Annotated in this window: 11 protein-coding genes; all 11 read right to left on the minus strand. The window is 39.6% G+C overall.

What is annotated here, in order from left to right; all coding sequences use genetic code 11:
- Window positions 1–6 precede the first annotated feature (6 nt).
- Window positions 7–2,814: an outer membrane beta-barrel family protein gene (locus U859_RS30580; RefSeq protein WP_025145399.1), complete on the minus strand. Its 2,808-nt coding sequence runs from the start codon at window positions 2,812–2,814 to the stop codon at window positions 7–9.
- A gap of 320 nt (window positions 2,815–3,134) precedes the next feature.
- Window positions 3,135–3,560, minus strand: coding sequence for a VanZ family protein (locus U859_RS0121740; protein ID WP_025145400.1), 426 nt, complete (start codon window positions 3,558–3,560; stop codon window positions 3,135–3,137).
- Window positions 3,561–3,570: 10 nt separating this feature from the next.
- Complete coding sequence (gene gcvH, locus U859_RS0121745; RefSeq protein WP_025145401.1) at window positions 3,571–3,951, minus strand: glycine cleavage system protein GcvH; 381 nt, start codon at window positions 3,949–3,951, stop codon at window positions 3,571–3,573.
- Window positions 3,952–4,064: 113 nt separating this feature from the next.
- On the minus strand, window positions 4,065–11,267 hold the full coding sequence (gene sprA / locus U859_RS0121750; protein WP_025145402.1) for a cell surface protein SprA: 7,203 nt from the start codon (window positions 11,265–11,267) through the stop codon (window positions 4,065–4,067).
- Between the two features lie 12 nt (window positions 11,268–11,279).
- Window positions 11,280–11,864, minus strand: a complete 585-nt coding sequence (gene ruvA / locus U859_RS0121755; protein WP_025145403.1) for a Holliday junction branch migration protein RuvA — start codon at window positions 11,862–11,864, stop codon at window positions 11,280–11,282.
- Between the two features lie 6 nt (window positions 11,865–11,870).
- Window positions 11,871–14,192 carry an NADP-dependent malic enzyme gene (locus tag U859_RS0121760; protein ID WP_025145404.1) on the minus strand — a complete coding sequence of 774 codons (2,322 nt, stop codon included), beginning with the start codon at window positions 14,190–14,192 and terminating at the stop codon, window positions 11,871–11,873.
- Between the two features lie 288 nt (window positions 14,193–14,480).
- Window positions 14,481–15,884 (minus strand): lytic transglycosylase domain-containing protein, encoded by a 1,404-nt coding sequence (locus U859_RS0121765; RefSeq protein ID WP_025145405.1) that lies wholly within the window; start codon window positions 15,882–15,884, stop codon window positions 14,481–14,483.
- Between the two features lie 199 nt (window positions 15,885–16,083).
- Window positions 16,084–17,502 (minus strand): Asp-tRNA(Asn)/Glu-tRNA(Gln) amidotransferase subunit GatA, encoded by a 1,419-nt coding sequence (gene gatA / locus U859_RS0121770; protein WP_025145406.1) that lies wholly within the window; start codon window positions 17,500–17,502, stop codon window positions 16,084–16,086.
- A 17-nt stretch (window positions 17,503–17,519) separates the two neighbouring features.
- Window positions 17,520–17,720, minus strand: a complete 201-nt coding sequence (locus U859_RS0121775) for a twin-arginine translocase TatA/TatE family subunit (RefSeq protein ID WP_029986031.1) — start codon at window positions 17,718–17,720, stop codon at window positions 17,520–17,522.
- A gap of 11 nt (window positions 17,721–17,731) precedes the next feature.
- Window positions 17,732–18,091 carry a twin-arginine translocase TatA/TatE family subunit gene (locus U859_RS0121780; RefSeq protein WP_025145408.1) on the minus strand — a complete coding sequence of 120 codons (360 nt, stop codon included), beginning with the start codon at window positions 18,089–18,091 and terminating at the stop codon, window positions 17,732–17,734.
- 43 nt (window positions 18,092–18,134) lie between these two features.
- Entirely contained in the window at window positions 18,135–19,430 is a 1,296-nt protein-coding gene (locus U859_RS0121785; protein WP_025145409.1) for a murein hydrolase activator EnvC family protein, read from the minus strand.
- Between the last annotated feature and the right edge of the window lie 145 nt (window positions 19,431–19,575).

A 19,575-nucleotide genomic window follows, 5' to 3' on the forward strand; every position in this document is an offset into this window, starting at 1 on the left:
AGGAAATTACATCCTCTGACGACCGCCGCCACCGCGCTGGCCTGGCATCTGCATATCGCCACTCATATTTCTACCACCAATGCGGGTTAAAGAATAAGTGAATGACAACATGTAATAACGTTTTAATACATTGTAGTTTAAATCGGTAATAGAAGTACCGGTTGCCGTTCTGCTTACGCCTGTGTTCTGGTTTAGGGCATCGTTTACAGAAAACTTAAATGTTCCTCTGTTTTTGAAGAACTGACGGCTGATGTAAGGATTAAGGATAGTGTATTCCTGATTATATAAATCGCCACCACCAAAGTTTCTGAAATAATCGATATCCATAGCTAACCTGACATTGCCTGGCAACACATAACTTACATCAAAACTTGGGTTAATGGTATAAAACTGCGTATTTGCCGATTGCTGAGCTGAAAATGTTGAATTGGTATAGCTACCGGTAATACCTCCTGTTAAATCGAATTTATCAACGTTGGTAACCAGTTTATAACCGTTTGAAATGGTATAACTGTTGGTAACGTTTTTAACGGATGTGGTACCTCCCTGAGGAATAATGTAATTCACATTTCTATTGTAAGCACCGTTTCCTGAAATATTTAAGGTTAACTTACGTTCTGCCATTAAAGGCAATGACCATGTTGCATTGGCGTTACCTGCATAAACACCATCAACATTTACATAACTCACCTGTTGAATACCGTTAGGCAACTGGGCAACACTGTTACCAATGCTGTTAAATGTCTGGGTTAAGTTTAAACCTGCAAAGAAAAACCTGCCGTTTTCAATATTGAAGTTATTAAAATTAATCCTCAATTGGTTATTGAATGAAGGTTTTAACGCCGGGTTACCTACATAAATGGTCTGCGAATTGGTATTATCCGGAATCGGCTGGATCTGATCGATACTTGGCTGAGTAGTAGAACCACGGTAGTTAATAAACAAACGTTTACGGTTACTAAAGTTATACCTGAATTGCGCCGAAGGTGTGATATTAATAAAGTTTTGTGTGCGCTTTAAGCCAGTGGTTAAATTGGTATTTACCCTGTTGGTTTGCTGTGCAGCTACTCCAATATTCCAATTGTATTTTTTCTCCGTTGTAGTTAAGCTTACACCTGCTGCATTGGTTAAGGTACGGTTGTTATAGATATTTGAAAAGGTGTTATCAACGATATCAAACTGCAGCGTTGATGGATTGTAATTAAAAACATCCCTTTGCGAATCGCTATTTGAATAACCGTTTTGATAGTTAAACTCTACACTTAAGGTTTTGTTTAAAGGCTCTGTATAAACTACCCTCGTGGTGTTACTTATGGCATGACTGTTGGTATTATTTAATTGATTGGTAATGGTGTCCCTTTTAGCTATTCCTGCAGTAATTGTCTCTTTTCTATAGTTAAGATTTGTTCCATCGTTATCGTTTATATTTGTGTTTACATTTAGTGATAACGTACGGCCTCTGCGTTTAAAGCTTTTACGGATTAATAAATTATTGCTAATGGTAGGTGTTGCAGCAGTTGTATTGTTACGCTGTGTACCAACGGTTGAACCATCAGTAAGTGTTCTTGTATATTCATTCAAATTGTTTCCATCTGTTTCGGTATAGGACAGGTTTGGTTGTATTTTAATAGATAACGATGGGTTTATCTTAGTATCAACCATAAAGTTAAAACGGTGGTTAATTCGGTCGGTAGTATTATCTATAGCTTCAGCAATGTTATTTGTTCCTCCGGTAAGGTTCTGGATATTTGAATTCTGGATACTTTCTGAAGTTGCTTTGTTAAAGAAATAACTGGCCTGAAACTGCGTACCATCTTTATAGGTATCGGCAAAATTTAAACCCGCAGCGTTGGTATTGGTAATACCGCCGTTACCGCCAGAGCTACTTCCTCCACCGCCGCCGCCAAAACCACCACGGCCACCGCCGCCGCCACCACCAAAGCCGTTACCTACACCACCGCCCTGGCCAAAGTTCTGTTTATTTACGTTATTAAACTGCCCGATAAAACTGATCTGCCTGTCATCATCAAACTTGTTTACGTTTAAGCTGGCATCATAACGGTCGTTAGAACCATAACCTGCGGTACTGTTTCCGAAATAACCATGTTTCATGCCGTTTTTAGTAGTGATATTTAAGATTTTGTTCCTTGTTCCATCATCAATACCGGTAAACTGAGCCTGCTCAGAAAGTTCATCAATTACCTGGATCTTATCGACCATATCAGCAGGAAGGTTTTTAGTCGCCAATAAAGGGTCGTTACCAAAAAACTCCTTACCATCTACTTTTACTTTGGTAATGGTTTCACCCTGAGCTTTAACACTACCATCTTTCGCTACTTCTACACCCGGTATCTTTTTCAAAAGATCTTCTACCACCGCATTTTCGCGCACCTTAATCGATTTGGCATCAAATTCTAAAGTATCTTTCTTTACCACAATCGGAATCGTTGCGGTAACATTAACGGTATTTAAATCCACACCATCGTCACTCATGGCAATATCGCCTGCATTTACTGCAGCTTTAGCTACTTCAACATCTTTAGTTGCAGTTTTTAAACCTAAAAAGGCCGAATAAATACGGTATTTACCTGGTGCTATGGCCTTAAAGCTAAAACTTCCATCAGGATTAGTTTGACCTGAAGCCACAACGCTTGAATCTTTTAAACTCTTAACTGCTACAGTAGCAAAATCAACCGGTTTTTTATCTTTAGCATTAATTACTTTACCGCTAATAGAACCAGTATGTTGGGCCTGAGCGATATAACCACAAAATAGGAGCACCACAAATACTGCCCTCTGAACGTTTCTTTTCATCAAAAAATTAGATATTATTATATAAAACTAAGCTATCAGACTATAGAAAAGCACAAAGGTTTGTTAAGGTGTGTTAAAAGCTTGGTAACATTTTAAATACAGCCTCTTGGCAGGCCTCCAAACTTTGAAAGAAATAAGAAAAAAGAAAGTTATTTCCGTGGTGAAGGATAACTTTTGTAGTATACTTTTGGGCAATGACAGTCCTTTTTAAAGATACTGCATCCACTTAAACTAATGGCCATAACTACACAGATGATGCTAATTCTCTTTTTCATTGATATAATTTTATTTTCAATTGCAATGAAGCTATTCCGAATACATTAATTGTTTTTGGTAAGCGGCGTATTTGTCATGGTTTCATTGAAATTTAATTTATGAAGCAGAACATAGCTAAAGACAGCCATGCACGCACCTAACATGTCGCAACCAAAATCCCACCATTCTGCCGAGCGGTAGGTAAAAACTTTCCATTGTAGTAATTCTATACCGCCACCAATTATTGCGTTGATGAGTAAAATTTTAAAAATGGTTAGCGTTCTGAAAGCGTAGGTATGTTGATATTTTATCTTGCCAAAAAAGAGCAGGACGGATAAGACAAAGAAGAAACCCATATGGGTCATTTTATCAAAGCCTTCGAAAAAAAAGCTACTTCCTCCAACGGAATTGGAGATGTGCATATTACAAAGCACTAAAACAATGATGGTCCAGAGAATGGCCCATTTTTGATGTTTTAGTGCTTTGTACAAAATATAATGATTAAGCTCCTACCAATTCCTGGTAAGCTTCTGCTGTTAATAAACCTTCTACTTCAGCTAAATCAGCTAAAGATACTTTTACCATCCAGCCTTGTCCATAAGGATCAGAGTTAACCAATTCTGGATTATCGTTTAATTCAGCGTTAACTTCTAATACGGTTCCGGTAACTGGCATGTATAAATCAGAAACGGTTTTAACGGCTTCTACAGTACCAAAAACTTCTTCTTTTGCCACTTCGCTACCTACAGTATTGATATCAACATAAACAATATCACCTAATTCGCGCTGAGCGAAATCGGTAACACCGATAAAAGCTTCGTTACCTTCAACTCTAACCCACTCGTGGTCTTTAGTGTATTTTAATTCTGATGGAAAATTCATTTGTTCTAAATTAGTTTTTCAAAGTTAATCAGGATTTTTGAGATTTGCAGATGTTAATTCATTTTGCAGATTCAAAAAACATTCATCACGCTAATAATTTCTTCGTTTACTTATTAATTAAGTGTAAACCTTAAACTAAAACCAAAATTACTGAACGAAGTATTAAAAGTTTGCGAAGTATAAGGCTTTGTAATGTTCGAATCGTAAAATAACTTGATATTAAACTTCTGGTTTAACACATAATCAACACTCGGTCTTAAACTAATGTTTTTTGCACCTGAGGAAACTTCAGCTTCAGTAATATCTGCGCGGTAAATAACTGTTTTGTTATCACGGATGGCCACATCCAATTTAAAGTCCATGTTATTATCCATTTTCAGGCTTTTAAACCATCCAAAAGGAAAACGGAATTTATTGGTGCGATAGCCCAAACCTAAAACCATATTATTTTCTGATAACTGTGCCAATTGACTGTTTGATAAACTCAAACCCAATAACCTCGAACGGTTTAATTCGAAAGAAGCGGTAAGGTTATTTTTAAACCTGGTATCTACCCCAACCAATGGTGCAAAATACTCTGAAACGGTTACCTGCGCAAACTGATACTCTGGCAGGAAGTTATTGTTTACATCCCTGCTGCTAGAAGCACCGTTAGTTTCCTGATAGCGTAATAATGAGTTAAAGCCATTAATATTGTAAGCAGAACGGTAACCATGCCTGATATCAACAGATGAGAATTTATCGGCAATAAAAGGGATACTTGTTAAGCCGCTATAAGTTAAATTCCAGTTTGGAAGCGGTATTTTAGGGAAGGCATTCATTTTTGATTTGCTTGCATCTTTCCCTGAATAGGCCGCCATAAAAGCAGAAATAATTACATCCTGACTTTCTTTGCTGTAACCATCTGCATATCCTCCGTTAAGGCCTGATGAGTTGGGATTTTGAGCGCCCAATCTTCTCGAAATAATAATCCTATTGGCCATAAACTGGTTAAACAGGCTCGAAACAGTACTCGAGTTTTTCTCTTTAAAAGCAGTACCGATGGCAATGTATGAAATGCTATAATCACCTGTAGTGATAGCACTTAAATTCTCGAAAGATGATACACTTGCCACATACCTAAAATTGGTAGAGAAATTTCTTGTCTGCGCTTTATTGGCCTTTAAGGTAATTCGTAGATCTTTAAACGGCTCTATTTGCCCTGTAAGCTGGAAATCTTCTCTTAGCGTATTTACATACAATTGGTTCTGCAGGGTATCAGTGGTTAACCAGCCATTGTTTAGTGCCATTTCGCGGATATCGCGCTGACTACCGAAAGCAAAGCCCAAACCCGGGGCACCTGTCGCATTATCAATACCAAAATATTTGGTGGTTGGCAGGTAACCCGGCAAGAAAATACCTTTTGTTTGCACATAGCTGGCATTAACGTTTTTCAAACTCGTTAATATATTAATGAAGAATTTCTTCGCCTTACTGCCATCCTGATCGTTGCCCGTATTCCGGATAAAACCAAACTTATTGTATAAAGTGGTTAGATTTAATGTTGGGTTTACCTGGATTGTTCTGCTGTTCTGCACGGTGTTACCTAAGTTAATATTAGGATCGCGCAGTGTAGAAAGCGGCTCTGTTTGCCAGTTAAAATTGGTACCGTAACGTGTTTTAACCGTAACCCAATTTAAACCCGGAATTTTATCGATAGGCAGGTTATAGGTTACATTTAAATTGTGGTTATAATCGGTAGTACGGCCCAAACGTTTTAAATTCTGCCAAACGGTATCGCGTTTTAATCCTTCAATTCTTCCATCCGGTTCATCAATAATCGAATAGTTGGTGGCATTAAAATCTAACTGTAATGAGCGGGTAAGGTTCCAGGCAATACCATAAACGCGGCTCATGGTAAAGTTTTTGTTAAAGGTAGTACCATAACCGTTCCGATAAAGGCTAATGGTATTATTCGGGTCGTTGTTTCTTAACGTGTTTTCTGAATACAAACGGTCTACATCGATCCTGAAGTTAATGGCACTTGGAAAAATACTAAAGTTAAAATCCCTTAATAAAGCAAGCATATTCGATTTGATGATCTTCTCGAATGGTGCTATGGTTTTGGCTTCTTTAGAATAACTGTACTGTAAAGATGCCCGATAAGTATTCTGGATACTGCTTTGATTGATAAAATCGCGGTGATTATACTGGGTGTAAGCATAACTTGCTGCAAAGTTTTCAATATCCCAAAGGTGAACCGGTTTACTTGTATTCACACGGTCTTTCCTTACATTGGTAAAGTTGATCCCTCTTCTAACCGTATAATCCTGTGCAAAATTTAAGATTGAATCTTTTTGCGCTTTGGTTGATTGGTCTAAAGCATTTTTCAGCTCGATATCTGGTGTTCTTGGGTTGTATTGTGGCGTAGAAACCTGTTTTGAATAACTCACAAACATCGGGATTTTTACACCTGATTTTTGTGGCAGGAATTTACCTAATTCCATCGCCGAAGAAATATCCAGCAACACATTATCGGCACGGTTTCTTTCGCTCACTTTCGAATCGATAGAACCAAAACCAACGGTAGATTTACTGCCTGAAATATTTACATCGGCAAAATCTGCCAGCTTTAAATTTAATCTTCCTGTTGCGGCCCAGCCACCTTTTTCATCAAATTCGGTTAACCTTAATTCGTTAAACCAAACCAAAGCGCTTTTATCCTGACCGTCATCACGGATACCATCATCAGTGGCGGCACGTAATGGGTTTTTAATACCCACCATATAAACCCTCACCTTACTCATATCGGGCTGTCCTTTTACCACAATTGTTCTTGCACCATCTGTATAGGTAAAAGGAACATTGGTAGGCCAAGGCTGGCCATTAGCCAATTTGGCCACATTACGGGCAAGCTTGGCGTTTTGGAAAAGCGTTAAATCGATATCCATTCTATTCGCTTCCGGCCAAATGGCATCAGGATCACTGGTTCCCGGATTGGTAACCTTTAAAGGCATTACATATTCGTAATAGTTATCCTGGTTATCTGTTCCAATCCTTAAGAAAGCAGAAACATCGTTATCATTTAAAAGCTGGTTATTAACCGCCTCTGCGTGCACAAACATTTCTAAATGCTTGTAAGATCTAAAATCGCTATAGGCAGTTTTAAATGCGGCCCTGCCGTAACCATCTCTTAAAGATTTAACGGTAACGGATAAAGATTGCTCGTTTAACCTGGTATCTCCGCGGTAGTTACTGTAATCACGCTCACGCAAAATACCCGGAGGGGTAACATAAGGAATTGGTGAACGTTTTCCGTTTTCTTCGATATTTACGGTTGATACTTCAATGGTAGAATTATCAGGCGTTAAAGCCGGTAAAGATGGATCAACAATTACCTGAGCGGCAACGTTAGACGCGTTATATTCTCTCCATTCGCCACGGATCAATTGAAGTTTTGCAAAACGCAACACTGCAGTATCGGCGAAATTGGTCATAAACATCCTGAAAAAACGGATCGATTTGAAATCCTGAATACCACCTACCTTATCCTGATATTGGCCAATTGGAATCCTGAACTGATACCAGGTAACAGCCTGTGTATTTCCGTTGGCCAGTTTTACCTGCGAAGTTACTTTATCGGTAATAAAATTTTGTCCAACATTTAAATCGCCAGGGCGGATAGAAACTTTATATTGAAAGTATTCATCGCTTTGGGTCATGTTGTTATCGCGGTTGATATCTTCCCCATCAGGCAATGAAGTAGAAGCCGAATTTTCAAGTCCTAATTCTGCCTGTGATTGTTGCGAAGTTTTAGAGTTTCCTTCCGTTCCGTTATATTTTTCGTAACGTTTAAGGATACCGGCATTGATCTGATCTAAAGCCGGGCCTCTGAAATAAGCATAGTTATCTGATGATGGATCGGCATCAAGTGCTGTAGCAGCAGTAGCATTTAATTGCGATTTGATCTGAGTGATTGCCGTAGCAAATTTTATTTTTTCATCTGCATCCGATAGTCCATCTAAACCCACATCCTGTGCACGGCGCGAATCAGGATTGTTATCAAAAGCCTGGACAACGGGTTGCAATTTTGGTACACGGCCCCAAACCGTTTCATCATATTTACCTGGATCGTTTGTAGCAGGCAAACCATTTTCCAATGATTTTCTGCCATCCTTAAGGATATCTTCGGAGATATTTCCTAAGTTGAAATACATATCACCACCGGCAGAATTCGGTTTATAGATAAAAGGATCCATTACCCAAAGTTCGATAAAGCCAACGTTTAGGGCTTCGAAATCGTTGGTTTCTATTTTCCGCTGAAAACCACCCCAGTTATTTCTAGGTTGTAGTAACGATCCATCAGGTCTAAAATCGGTAGTACGGAAGTTATATGGCCCCCTAACCGTTGGGTAATAGGCCACATCAAGGGTGGTAATATTTAAAGCCTGTCCGGTTGCCGTTTCTTTAAAAGGGAAAACCTCCTGCTCAATTACTTCCCTTACATAGTGGTTAGAAAGTTCGTTCCTGTTGTTTCTGATATTGGCAGGAGTGGTTGATGCAGCTGAATTATAAAAAGTAGGGTCGATATTATAAAAGGCAATCCTTGCACGGTTGTAGCCGTAAGATAAATCGTTGGATTTGTTCGATTCGCTGAAAAGTTGCGGCGTGCCCGACAGCTGCCAGGCGATAGCACTTTTTAGATCGATCACCGATCTTGATGCCTCGAAATCATCTAAATAACTTACCCCGTTTTTACTTCCGGCAAAATTGAGCGCCCTTGGGTGACCCGGGATCAATTGTGCAAACTCTCCATAAAACGTTACGCTTGATGGCGCTTTGGTTGAAATGAACGGAAGTTTATCCACCAGTTTTGTTAAAAATCTTGATGGTGAGCTATAATTAATATCTGCTCCCCAAATGGTATTCGAAATGGGTTCTTCACCGATGTTTACCTTTTGGGTGAGTGGTTTTTCGGTGAGGTTCATGATGGTACCACCCAGGTTTAACTTATTGTTTACGCGATAATCTAAACGGGTACCGAAAAGTGAGCGTTGCTGCAGGCCAAAAAGTTCGTTATTCTCGGTGGTAATCCTAATCGGCTGACCAGAAATTAAAAGTGCCTGATTGATAATACTTACACGGCCACCCTGATAATCGACCGTAAAATCTACACCTTCGGTTAAAGGCATCGTTCCGGCAAAAACCTTTACCGATCCTTCGGGAACGTTGATGGCGTTTAAGCTAAATTCAGAAGAAATATCAGATTGGTAATTTACCTTAATTACATACCTGTTCTGGTTCTGGAACAATTGCTTGGCAATAGTCTGCGTTGAATCGTAAAGTGCAGTAAAAGTATATTTATTAATCAGGTTCTGTTCGCTGGGTAAAAACCTTGCCGCTAAATCTTTACCAAAAGGTTCAATCACCGGAAAAATGATCCTTCCATTTGCAGGATCAATGGTAATATAGCCCGAATTTGTATTGGTAATTAATGAAGTCTGTCCGTTACTGCCCGTACCAAATAAACTGGCCTGGTTGGAGTTGCTTGCTGTAGAATAAGAACCAAAAGCATTGTTTGCTGCCACGAAATCGAAAACTCCATCTGGTCTACGTTCATTTTGCTGGTTTAAACGGTCAAACTCGGTCAGGGCAATCCATTGTTTGTTTGCAGTATTTTGTCCTTCCGTCATTACCGGGTTATCTACACCTGTTTCGTTATCGATGCGATAAATATCGAGTTTAAAATTCTGACTACTGATCTGATACCCACCGATAGAGTAGATATTTTTCATCATCAAATCCCAGGTAGGCAGTTGAATTTTGGTGGTTTCGTTCTTTAATAATTTGGCATAAAGTACTTTCGGATTTGCAGCATCAAAAGAGATATCAGTAGAAAACTCACCCACCTGATATTCTACACCGTTATAAGTATAGCGGTAAGCCACGGCCAAAACTTCATCGGCATTTAAGGGGTTATTTAATGATAAATACCCCAGTTGTGGCTGAAAGGTAAACTCACGCTCAGTTAATTTTCTGGCGTAGATCAGTTTGGCAAAGTTATCGGTATTGCTGGTGTTAACAGGGGTTGTTTGGAAGAAAGAAAGAACAGCATTAGAATTGGTCTGTCTTACGGCCCCTCCCTGATAAGCATTTAACTGTGCGATTAAGTTATTCGATTGCTGTGCAAAGCCAGTTGCAGTAGTTCCGGCAGGCAGGCCCGAAGTTCCTCCTGTAAGCAAAAGATTGTTAAAAGGCACATTTTCTCCCAAATCCATTAAGCCTAATACGTCTCTTGAATCGGTAGTGTTGCCTGCTTTGTTGGTAATCCATACCTCTATTTTGGTAATCTGGATCGGAGAAGTAATAATTGGTGCATTAGCCAGGTTTTTATTGTAGTTGTTCCTGAAATATTGTGATAAGAAATAGTGTTTATTTGCCTCGTAACTATCAATATTTACCGTGGTGGTATTTTGCTGTGCCCCATTGGTAATCTTAATTTCTCTTGATTGTGATTTTTGCTGGGTATAAACACTCGTTACATTTAATCGGCCAAATTTTAACTGCGTTTTTATACCAAATAACGCCTGTGTTCCGGTAATTAGCGAGGTATTTAAAGGTAAACTTACGTTACCTGCTTCAATTTTTTGAATAATATCATCTGCTCCACCGGTATAATCGAGTTTGATCTGATTTTCAAAATCGAACTGTGCCTCAGTGTTGTAATTACTTTTAATCTTTAATTTTGTTCCGATATTTCCAACAAGGTCCATCTGGATCCTTTGGTTAAAGTCGAAATTGGTTTGCACCCTTTGTCTTTCGTTAAAAAGCGGGTTTTCATTTTTATTTATCCGGCCTAAAAAAGTAAGTTCAGCTTCTCCACGCGGCTGGATATCAATGGTGGTTCCACCAAATAATTTTTCGAAAGCCTTACTGTTTACCTGGATCTGAGGGATAATACCTGAGCTGCGGTAATCACTTACCTCAGCATTTGAAATGCTGCGCCAATTGCCACGTTTGATCTCGCTGTTTATCAGCCGTTGGTATTCATCAATGGTTAAATATTGGGTATTTAAAACGAACCGGTCGCCAATAATTTCTTTAACCACATAACGTTTGTTTTTGGCATCGTATTCTACAACGCGCCTTAAGTTATTTGGGGCCGGATAAAATGGATTAACGGCAGGACTAAGCCCCAGGCGCTCTTTTTCTTTGAGACCGAAGTTATTTTTTGGCGTAATGGTATCCGCTTTGCTTGGAACAACTTGGGAAAAAGTGTTTTGAGAAGCAATTAAGAAAAGTGGGATGAGAAACAGAAATGTAGATATTCTCTTCAAAGGCAGTTTTGTCTATAAGGTTTTTAAAGCTTGTTTAATTAGTTGCTCTACCGAAAGTGTTCCCTCTGTCACTTTTAATATCTGGTCTATAGTTTTTTCGGCGGTTTGTTTGGCGAATCCGAGCATTACCAATGCAGATAACGCTTCATCTTTAACAGTATTGTGTTGAGGCATAGAAATTAACGAATCTACCCCTTCTTTTTTCAGTTTATCCTGTAATTCTAAAACCAGGCGTTGTGCAGTTTTCGCACCGAGCCCCTTAATTCTTTGAATAAGAGGCAAATCTGCTTTAACAATTGCAGTCTGGATTTCTACAGGGGTGATAGACGATAAAATCATTCTGCCTGTATTTGGTCCGATTCCCGATACCGATATTAAATGTAAAAATAAACGGCGTTCGCCCTCATCAGCGAAGCCGTATAATGTATGTGCATCCTCTTTTACATGCAGCCAGGTGTAGAGTTTACACCTTTCTGCATCGCCCAAAGCGCTGTATGTATTTAAAGAAATGTTAATATGATAGCCTATACCTCCGGCTTCAACCACAACGTAAGCTGGGTTTTTGAATGTCAATTTACCATCAATATAGGCGTACATGCAATTCTACTTTTTGTTTGTTTTCCCAAATATACCTTTTCGTTTCGAAGTTTCAATTTCTTCTTTTGCCTGAACATCTACAACAGCAATGGTAACCATATTTACAATTTCGCGCACCGAACTGCCTAATTGAACAATATGAACAGGTTTATTCAGTCCTAAAAGGATCGGGCCAACTGCTTCTGCACCACCAAGCTCTTGTAACAATTTGTATGCAATGTTCCCTGACTCAAGATTTGGGAACACCAAAGTATTGGCCGGAGCATCAGCTAATGTACTAAAAGGAAAGTTATCTTTTAACAACTCGTTATTAATGGCAAAATTTCCCTGCATTTCGCCATCTACCACAATTTCCGGGTGGTTTTTATGAAGCAGGTTAACGGTTTCCCTTACTTTATTTGGGGTTACGCCATCGTTCGAGCCAAAGTTTGAATAGGATAACAGCGCAATACGTGGTTTGATATTAAACTGTTTTACCGATTTATCGATCAATAAAGTAATATCAACCAGTTCTTCTGCAGTTGGATCAACGTTTACTGTGGTATCGCCAAAGAAAACCGGACCCTTTTTGGTCATCATCATGTACATACCGGCTACACGTTTTACGCCCGGTTTTACACCAATTACCTGTAAGGCTGGTTTAATGGTAGCACCATAGTTTTTCGTTAAGCCCGAAATCATCGCATCAGCCTCGCCAAACTCGACCATTGATGCACCGTAATAGTTACGGTCTCTCAACAATTTAGTTGCATCACGCATAGAAGAAACTCCTTTACGCTGGCGTTTTTTGAAAAGTGCTTCGGCATATTGTTTGGTTTTATCCGGATTCTGCATCTGATCAATTATCTCTACGCCTTCCAGTTCTAAAGCATGTTCGTCAATAATGGCCTGGATTTTTTCTCTATTCCCTAAAAGGATCGGAATAGCAATATTCTCATCTTTTACAATCTGGGCTGCTTTTAAGATTTTATAATTATCAGCCTCGGCAAATACCACACGCTTAGGATCCATTTTAGCTTTGGTGGTTACCGCCCTCATGATGGCATCATCCAAACCTAAACGTTTTCTCAATTCTTCGTTGTAGGCATCCCAATCGGTAATGATTTTTCTGGCCACGCCACTTTCTATGGCTGCTTTTGCCACAGCAGTAGAAACTTCGGTAATTAGCCTAAAATCAACAGGTTTTGGAATGATGTAATCTTTGCCAAATTTAAGGTTACGGGCATTGTAAGCTAAGTTTACAGCCTCTGGAACCGATTTCTTGGCCAGTTCTGCAATGGCTTTAACCGCAGCAATTTTCATCGCTTCATTAATGCTGGTTGCCCTAACATCTAATGCTCCACGGAAAATATAAGGGAAACCCAATACATTGTTCACCTGGTTGGGATAATCAGAACGGCCGGTAGCCATGATGAGATCTTTACGGGTTTTAATGGCCAGCTCGTAGGCTATTTCGGGATTTGGATTGGCCATGGCAAAAACAATCGGGTTTTTGGCCATACCAACCAGCATTTCCGGCGAAATTACGTTCGCAGCAGAAAGTCCGATGAAAACATCGGCACCTTTCATCGCTTCTCCAATATTGGCAATATCTTTTCTGGTGGTTGCAAAGCTCATCCGGATATCATCCAGATCGGTACGGTGGATATCAATTAAGCCGTTGATATCGAACATCACCAAATTCTCTTTTTTAACCCCCAAGCTGAGGTACATTTTAGAACAGGAAACAGCCGCAGCACCAGCACCACTAACTACCACCTGAATTTTATCTATTTTCTTTTTCTGGATTTCGCAGGCATTTAATAGTGCAGCGCCAGAGATAATGGCTGTTCCGTGCTGATCATCGTGCATTACAGGGATATTCATTTCCTGTTTTAAACGACGCTCAATCTCGAAACACTCCGGCGCTTTGATATCTTCGAGGTTAATCCCCCCAAAAGTTGGCTCCAATGCTTTAACAATCTTTACAAAATCGTCTACATTTTCGGTATCCAGTTCTAAATCGAATACATCGATATCAGAAAATATTTTAAATAAAAGGCCTTTGCCTTCCATTACGGGCTTACCAGCCTCGGGACCTATGTTACCCAAGCCTAAAACAGCCGTTCCATTACTAATTACAGCAACTAAATTACCTTTTGCGGTATATTTATAAACATCTTCTTTATTGTTTGCTATTTTTAAACAAGGCTCTGCAACTCCCGGAGAGTATGCGAGGGTTAAATCCCTTTGCGATGTTGTGGGTTTGGTGGGTACTACTTGTATCTTTCCCGGACGGCCTTGCGAGTGGTAATCCAACGCATCTTGCTTTCTATTCGTATTACTCATTAAGTAACTTATTAGTGACCGTGCAAAGGTACAATTCTTTTTATGAGGCTTAAAATAAAATACCTTTCAAAAAAAGTTAAATGAGATGTAAGGGACTGAAGCGTAGCTCGGATGTTAAATTGGGAGAGAAATTTCCTTAACGTTATTCACAGATCTCGCCGCTACTGTCAAGATGACGACAGCACTAAAGAAATCCATCATGGATAGCTTGTCGAAGGACAAATGTTATTTTCTATGGATAAAAAGGTCTTCGACAAGCTCAGACTGACAATAATACAATAGAAAGTTTTACCCCTTACTAATTTTAAGAATCATTCCTACCTGTAAACCTGCTTTTGATAAACGGTTATCCCTTCTAATGCTCTGAACAGTTGCACCGTCGAATTTCTCAGCAATATCTGATAAGGTATCGCCGGTTTTAACTTTATAACTTAAGAATGATGATGGTGCTTTTAAAGCTGTACGGTTTTTGGCATAGATTTTCAGCTTTTGCCCCGGAACAATGGTTTTGCTTTTCAGTCCATTCCAAACCCGCAGATCCTGAACCTCTACACCGTATTTATCGGCAACTGCAGTTAAATTCTGCCCGGCGGTAACTTTATGGTAAACTACAGAAGATGTAGCTATGGCTTTTACTTTTTTCTTTCTTAAATCCCTTACATCATCGGTGCTGGCCTCTACTACTTTCATGCTTACATCAACTTCCTGATTGTTCAGCACATCATAAATACCTGCATAATCGATATCCCTCAGTTTTGGCATTACGATACGCTTGGGTTCATCATCAGTACCATTTACAATCTTTTTCTTATACGAAGGGTTTAAGGCCATCATGGCTTCTTCTTCAACATTAAGCACTTTGGCCAGAGTTGCCAACGACACAAAACGAGTGGTTTGAACGGTATCGGTTTTCAGGAACATGTTTGAAGCCTGTGCAGTAATCTGGTGTTTGCCTGAGTAGTTCATCACATAAACAGCCGCAATAAATGCCGGTACATAATTTCTGGTTTCTTTAGGTAAAAACTGTCTGATTACCCAAAAGTCTCTCGATCCTGCTTTATCTATTGCCCGTTTTACATTGCCTTTTCCACAATTATAAGCTGCAATAGCCAGCAGCCAATCGCCTAGTTCTTCAAAAGCATCTCTAAAATAAGCCGCAGCAGCATAACTGGCCTGGATCGGATCTTTACGCTCATCAACAAAATTGTCCATTTTCAGACCGTAGGCTTTTCCTGTGCCGAACATAAACTGCCAGATACCCGTTGCGCCTACACGCGAAATGGCATGGGGGTTCATCTGTGACTCTACAATGGTTAAATATTTTATTTCCTGCGGAATGTTATAGTCTTTTAACGCTTTATCAAAAATCGGGAAGTAGTAACTTGATAAGCCTATCATTTTCCCGAACATATCCTTACGCTTGGCATAGATATCGATATACTGCTGCACATACTCATTATAAGGAAGCGGAACGGCTTTAGCGATAGAATCGAGCCTGAGTTTATAGATAAAGTTCTGCCCCATAGTTAAAGGGTTTTCAGAAACTACGGGTACGGCTACGGTATCAGTATTGATAAAAATGTTGTTGTGTACCTTCGGAAGACTATCGAGTTTAAGGGTTTGTTGCGCGGAAGCGGAAGAAATGTATCCTAAGCAAGCACAAATTGAAGCAAAAAGTAATTTTTTAATCATGGGCTATTGGTTAAACTTTCATTCGCCGTGGTATGTAAAAATCAACAAACCTTAGATTACCCCTTCCGTAAATAAACGAACCAGAGATAAATAATTCCCAGATTATATCCGGGAAACGACTCATGAAATGCCACTGCCATACTTCAATTTAATGCGATGATGCGTTAAGATTGTTCTGTATTTTGCAATGACGATAAAACTATGATAAAAATGCCTGAGAAAAAGCTAAAAGCTTATCTTCCTCAAAATGTTTGGCTGTAAATTGAATACTTAACGGTAAACCAACTTCATTATTGCCCAAAGGCAAAGCAATAGCCGGATTTCCGCTCAACGACGGCAGCACGGTAAAAATATCGGCCATGTACATCACCAGTGCATCCTGTACGTTATCGCCGATTTTAAATGCTGCTGTTGGTGCCACAGGAGAAAGAATTAAATCATAATCCTGAAATAAAGCATCCATTTTCTCCCTGATCAGGCGACGCACCTGCTGTGCTTTTTGATAATAAGCATCGTAATATCCGGCACTTAAAACAAAGGTACCTAAAAGGATACGGCGTTTTACTTCTTCACCAAAACCTTCAGCACGGGATAATTTATATAATTCGTTTAACGATTTTGCTTCGGTATTGCGGTGCCCGTAATGCACACCATCATAACGCGAAAGGTTTGAAGAGGCTTCGGCCGTTGTTAAGATATAATAAGCCGGAACCAGGTAATCCAACAGGTCGAAAGAAACATATTCGACCGTGTGTCCATCCGACTTTAACTTTTCAATTGAAGCTAAAATAGCCGATTTAATCTCCGGATCCAGGGCATCGTTTTCGATGGTTTCTTTTAAAACCGCTATTTTTTGTTTTTTGTGTTCGCCTAAACGCGCAGGGTAATCGGGAACTGCCAAAGGAGAAACAGTTGAATCATGTTCGTCGGCACCAGCCAGAACCTGCAAAAGCAGAGCCGCATCTTCTACTGATGAAGTAATCGGTCCAACCTGATCAAATGATGAGGCAAAAGCAATTACACCATACCTCGAAATTCGGCCATATGTAGGTTTTAAACCAATCTGTCCACAAAAAGCCGCTGGCTGCCTCACCGAGCCACCTGTATCGGTACCAAGGGCAGCTAAACACATATCGGCCTGAACGGCTACAGCCGAACCACCAGAAGATCCACCTGGAACCAGATCGGGATTTGCTGCATTTTTAACAGCCCCATAGTAAGACGTTTCGTTAGAGCCGCCCATAGCAAACTCATCACAGTTTAAACGGCCGATAATGATGGCATCTTCCTGTAACAAACGTTCAACAACAGTTGATGAATATGGAGATACAAAGCCTTCGAGCATTTTTGAAGATGCGGTAACAATATGGCCTTCGTAACAGATATTATCTTTAATGCCAATTACCATACCTGCAAGTTTACCTGCAGTACCTTCTTCTATTTTTTGCTGTATCGCTTTTGCCTGAACTTCGGCCGAATAAAAAAACACCTCGTTAAATGCATTGAGGTGTTCTTTATCTTTAATTTGCTTAATATAATAAGCCAATAAATCGGGTAAAGTTAATTGCTTTTGCGAAATGAGTGCCTGAATCTCTTTTAGAGCGCTGTATTTCTTCAAAACTAAAATTATTGCAATTAAACGGTTTTATCACGGTTAGATGGATCTACCTGATCTCCATCAACACCATCTTTTCCATCTTTAAATTCTTTAACGCCTTTACCTAAACCTCTCATTAGTTCAGGAATTTTTTTACCACCAAATAATAACAAAACCACTACCGCGATAATGATAATTTCTGGTGTTCCAAGCATTGCTGCTATTGTTGTATTTAACATAACTTTTTTGTTTAAACTTTATGATTGTCTGCTACAATTTTTTCGTCAATTGGGGTGCTTGTATTAGTGTGAGGTACACTAGCCGCAACCTTTTCGTCAACAGGGGTTTCTTCTGTTGGATGGTGACGTTCACTATGGTTTACCGCTGCTTCTTCCGCTTCTTCTTTATCTAAATCCATGGCATTAATATTCCTGTGGATTTCACGCTTCACTCCCTCAGATGCATCTTTAAACTCTCTGATCCCTTTTCCAAGTCCTCTTGCAAGCTCAGGCAGTTTTTTACCACCGAACAATAATAAGACTACCACTAAAATGAGTACGATCTCCGATCCACCCATGTTTAAAAACTCTAATAACGTGCCTTGATACATCACTAATATAATTTATACAAATATAAACAATTTAAAAACTAATCTATTTACTAATCCAGGCTTCAGGATTTAAAGCCGCCTGGCCCCTTCTGATCTGGAATTTCAGGATGGCATCATCCCCAGTGTTGGCCACCACACCTATGGCCTGTTTGGTATCTACATCATTACCCACGCTTACACTCACCGATCTTAAGTTCTGGTAAACCGTAAAGTATTCACCATGGTTAATCAATACTACCGTTCTTCCCATAAATACCTGAACAGCGGCAACTTTACCAGCAAATACAGCCCTAACCGTTGCGCCATCGCTGGTGGTAATGTCTACCCCATCATTAGTATAGCTCGCCTGATCTACCTTATGCAGACCAAATCTTTCGGTAATGGTACCTGTTGCTACCGGCCAAGGTAACCTTCCCCTGTTATTTTCAAAGCCTGCAGATAATCTTGCGGCTTCCGGTGTGGCTGTTAACAACTCTCCGGTTGATTTTGCCTTCGCAGTTGGTGCGGCTGGGGTAGCAGGAGCAGGTTTATTTTCTGCTTTAGCTTTAGCCGCAGCAATACGTGCTTCTTCTGCCGCTTTTCTTCTGGCCTCTTCTGCTGCTTTTCTTCTTGCTTCTTCAATTGCACGCTGAATGGCCGCACTAATGGCCCTATCTATCTGCGCCTGTTGTTTTTTACGGGTATTGATATCCTGCTTAAATTGCTTTTCATCTTTACTCAACTTATTTAACACTACAGACTGTTCACTTTTGTCTTTACCTAAACGCTCACGTTCCCTTTCCTGCTCTTTTAACAGGTCGCTTTTTTCGCGGAGTGTTTTATCCAACACTTTGATTTTACCGTTTAGGTCTTGCTGTGTATTTTCGATATAACCAGCCTGTTTTTTTCTGTACTGGCTAAACTGTTGTAAATATTTTATCCTTTTATAGGCCTGGTTAAAATCTTTTGAGGCGAAAATAAACATCATTTTATCGTACGAGTTCCTGTTCCGCTGTGCAAAACGGATCATGCCTGCGTACTCTTTTTTAAGATCGCCCAACTGACCTTGCAACGTATGTACGGTATTTGTGTTCTGAGAGATTTGGTTATCCAGATTTTTAATTTCAGAGTTGATTGTTCCAATTTTATCCTGGCGCAACCTGATCTGGGCGTTTATGGTATTAATCTGCTGTAAGGTAAGCTTTTTACCACTGGCAGTTTTATTCAAATTCTTTTGAAGCTGTTCGATTTCACGTTGTATAGCTTCTTTTTTCCTTCTGAGCTGACTTTCAGTTTGTGCAACCGCCGAAAGGGTTAACACGCTTAAAAAAAGGATAAATAGGAGTTTTTGTAGCTTCATTAAGCCAAAAGTATAAAAATTTTATAGTAAAAAGTATTAAAATCGAGATACTAAAGTCATAATCACTTATTACAGAACTGTCTTCACCTAATCTTCATATAATACAAAGATTGCCAAAGTGACCATACTGAAGCAGTAGATACCT

The sequence above is a fragment of the Pedobacter jeongneungensis genome (genome assembly GCF_000633455.1).
GTDB classification, from domain to species: Bacteria; Bacteroidota; Bacteroidia; order Sphingobacteriales; family Sphingobacteriaceae; genus Pedobacter; species Pedobacter jeongneungensis_A.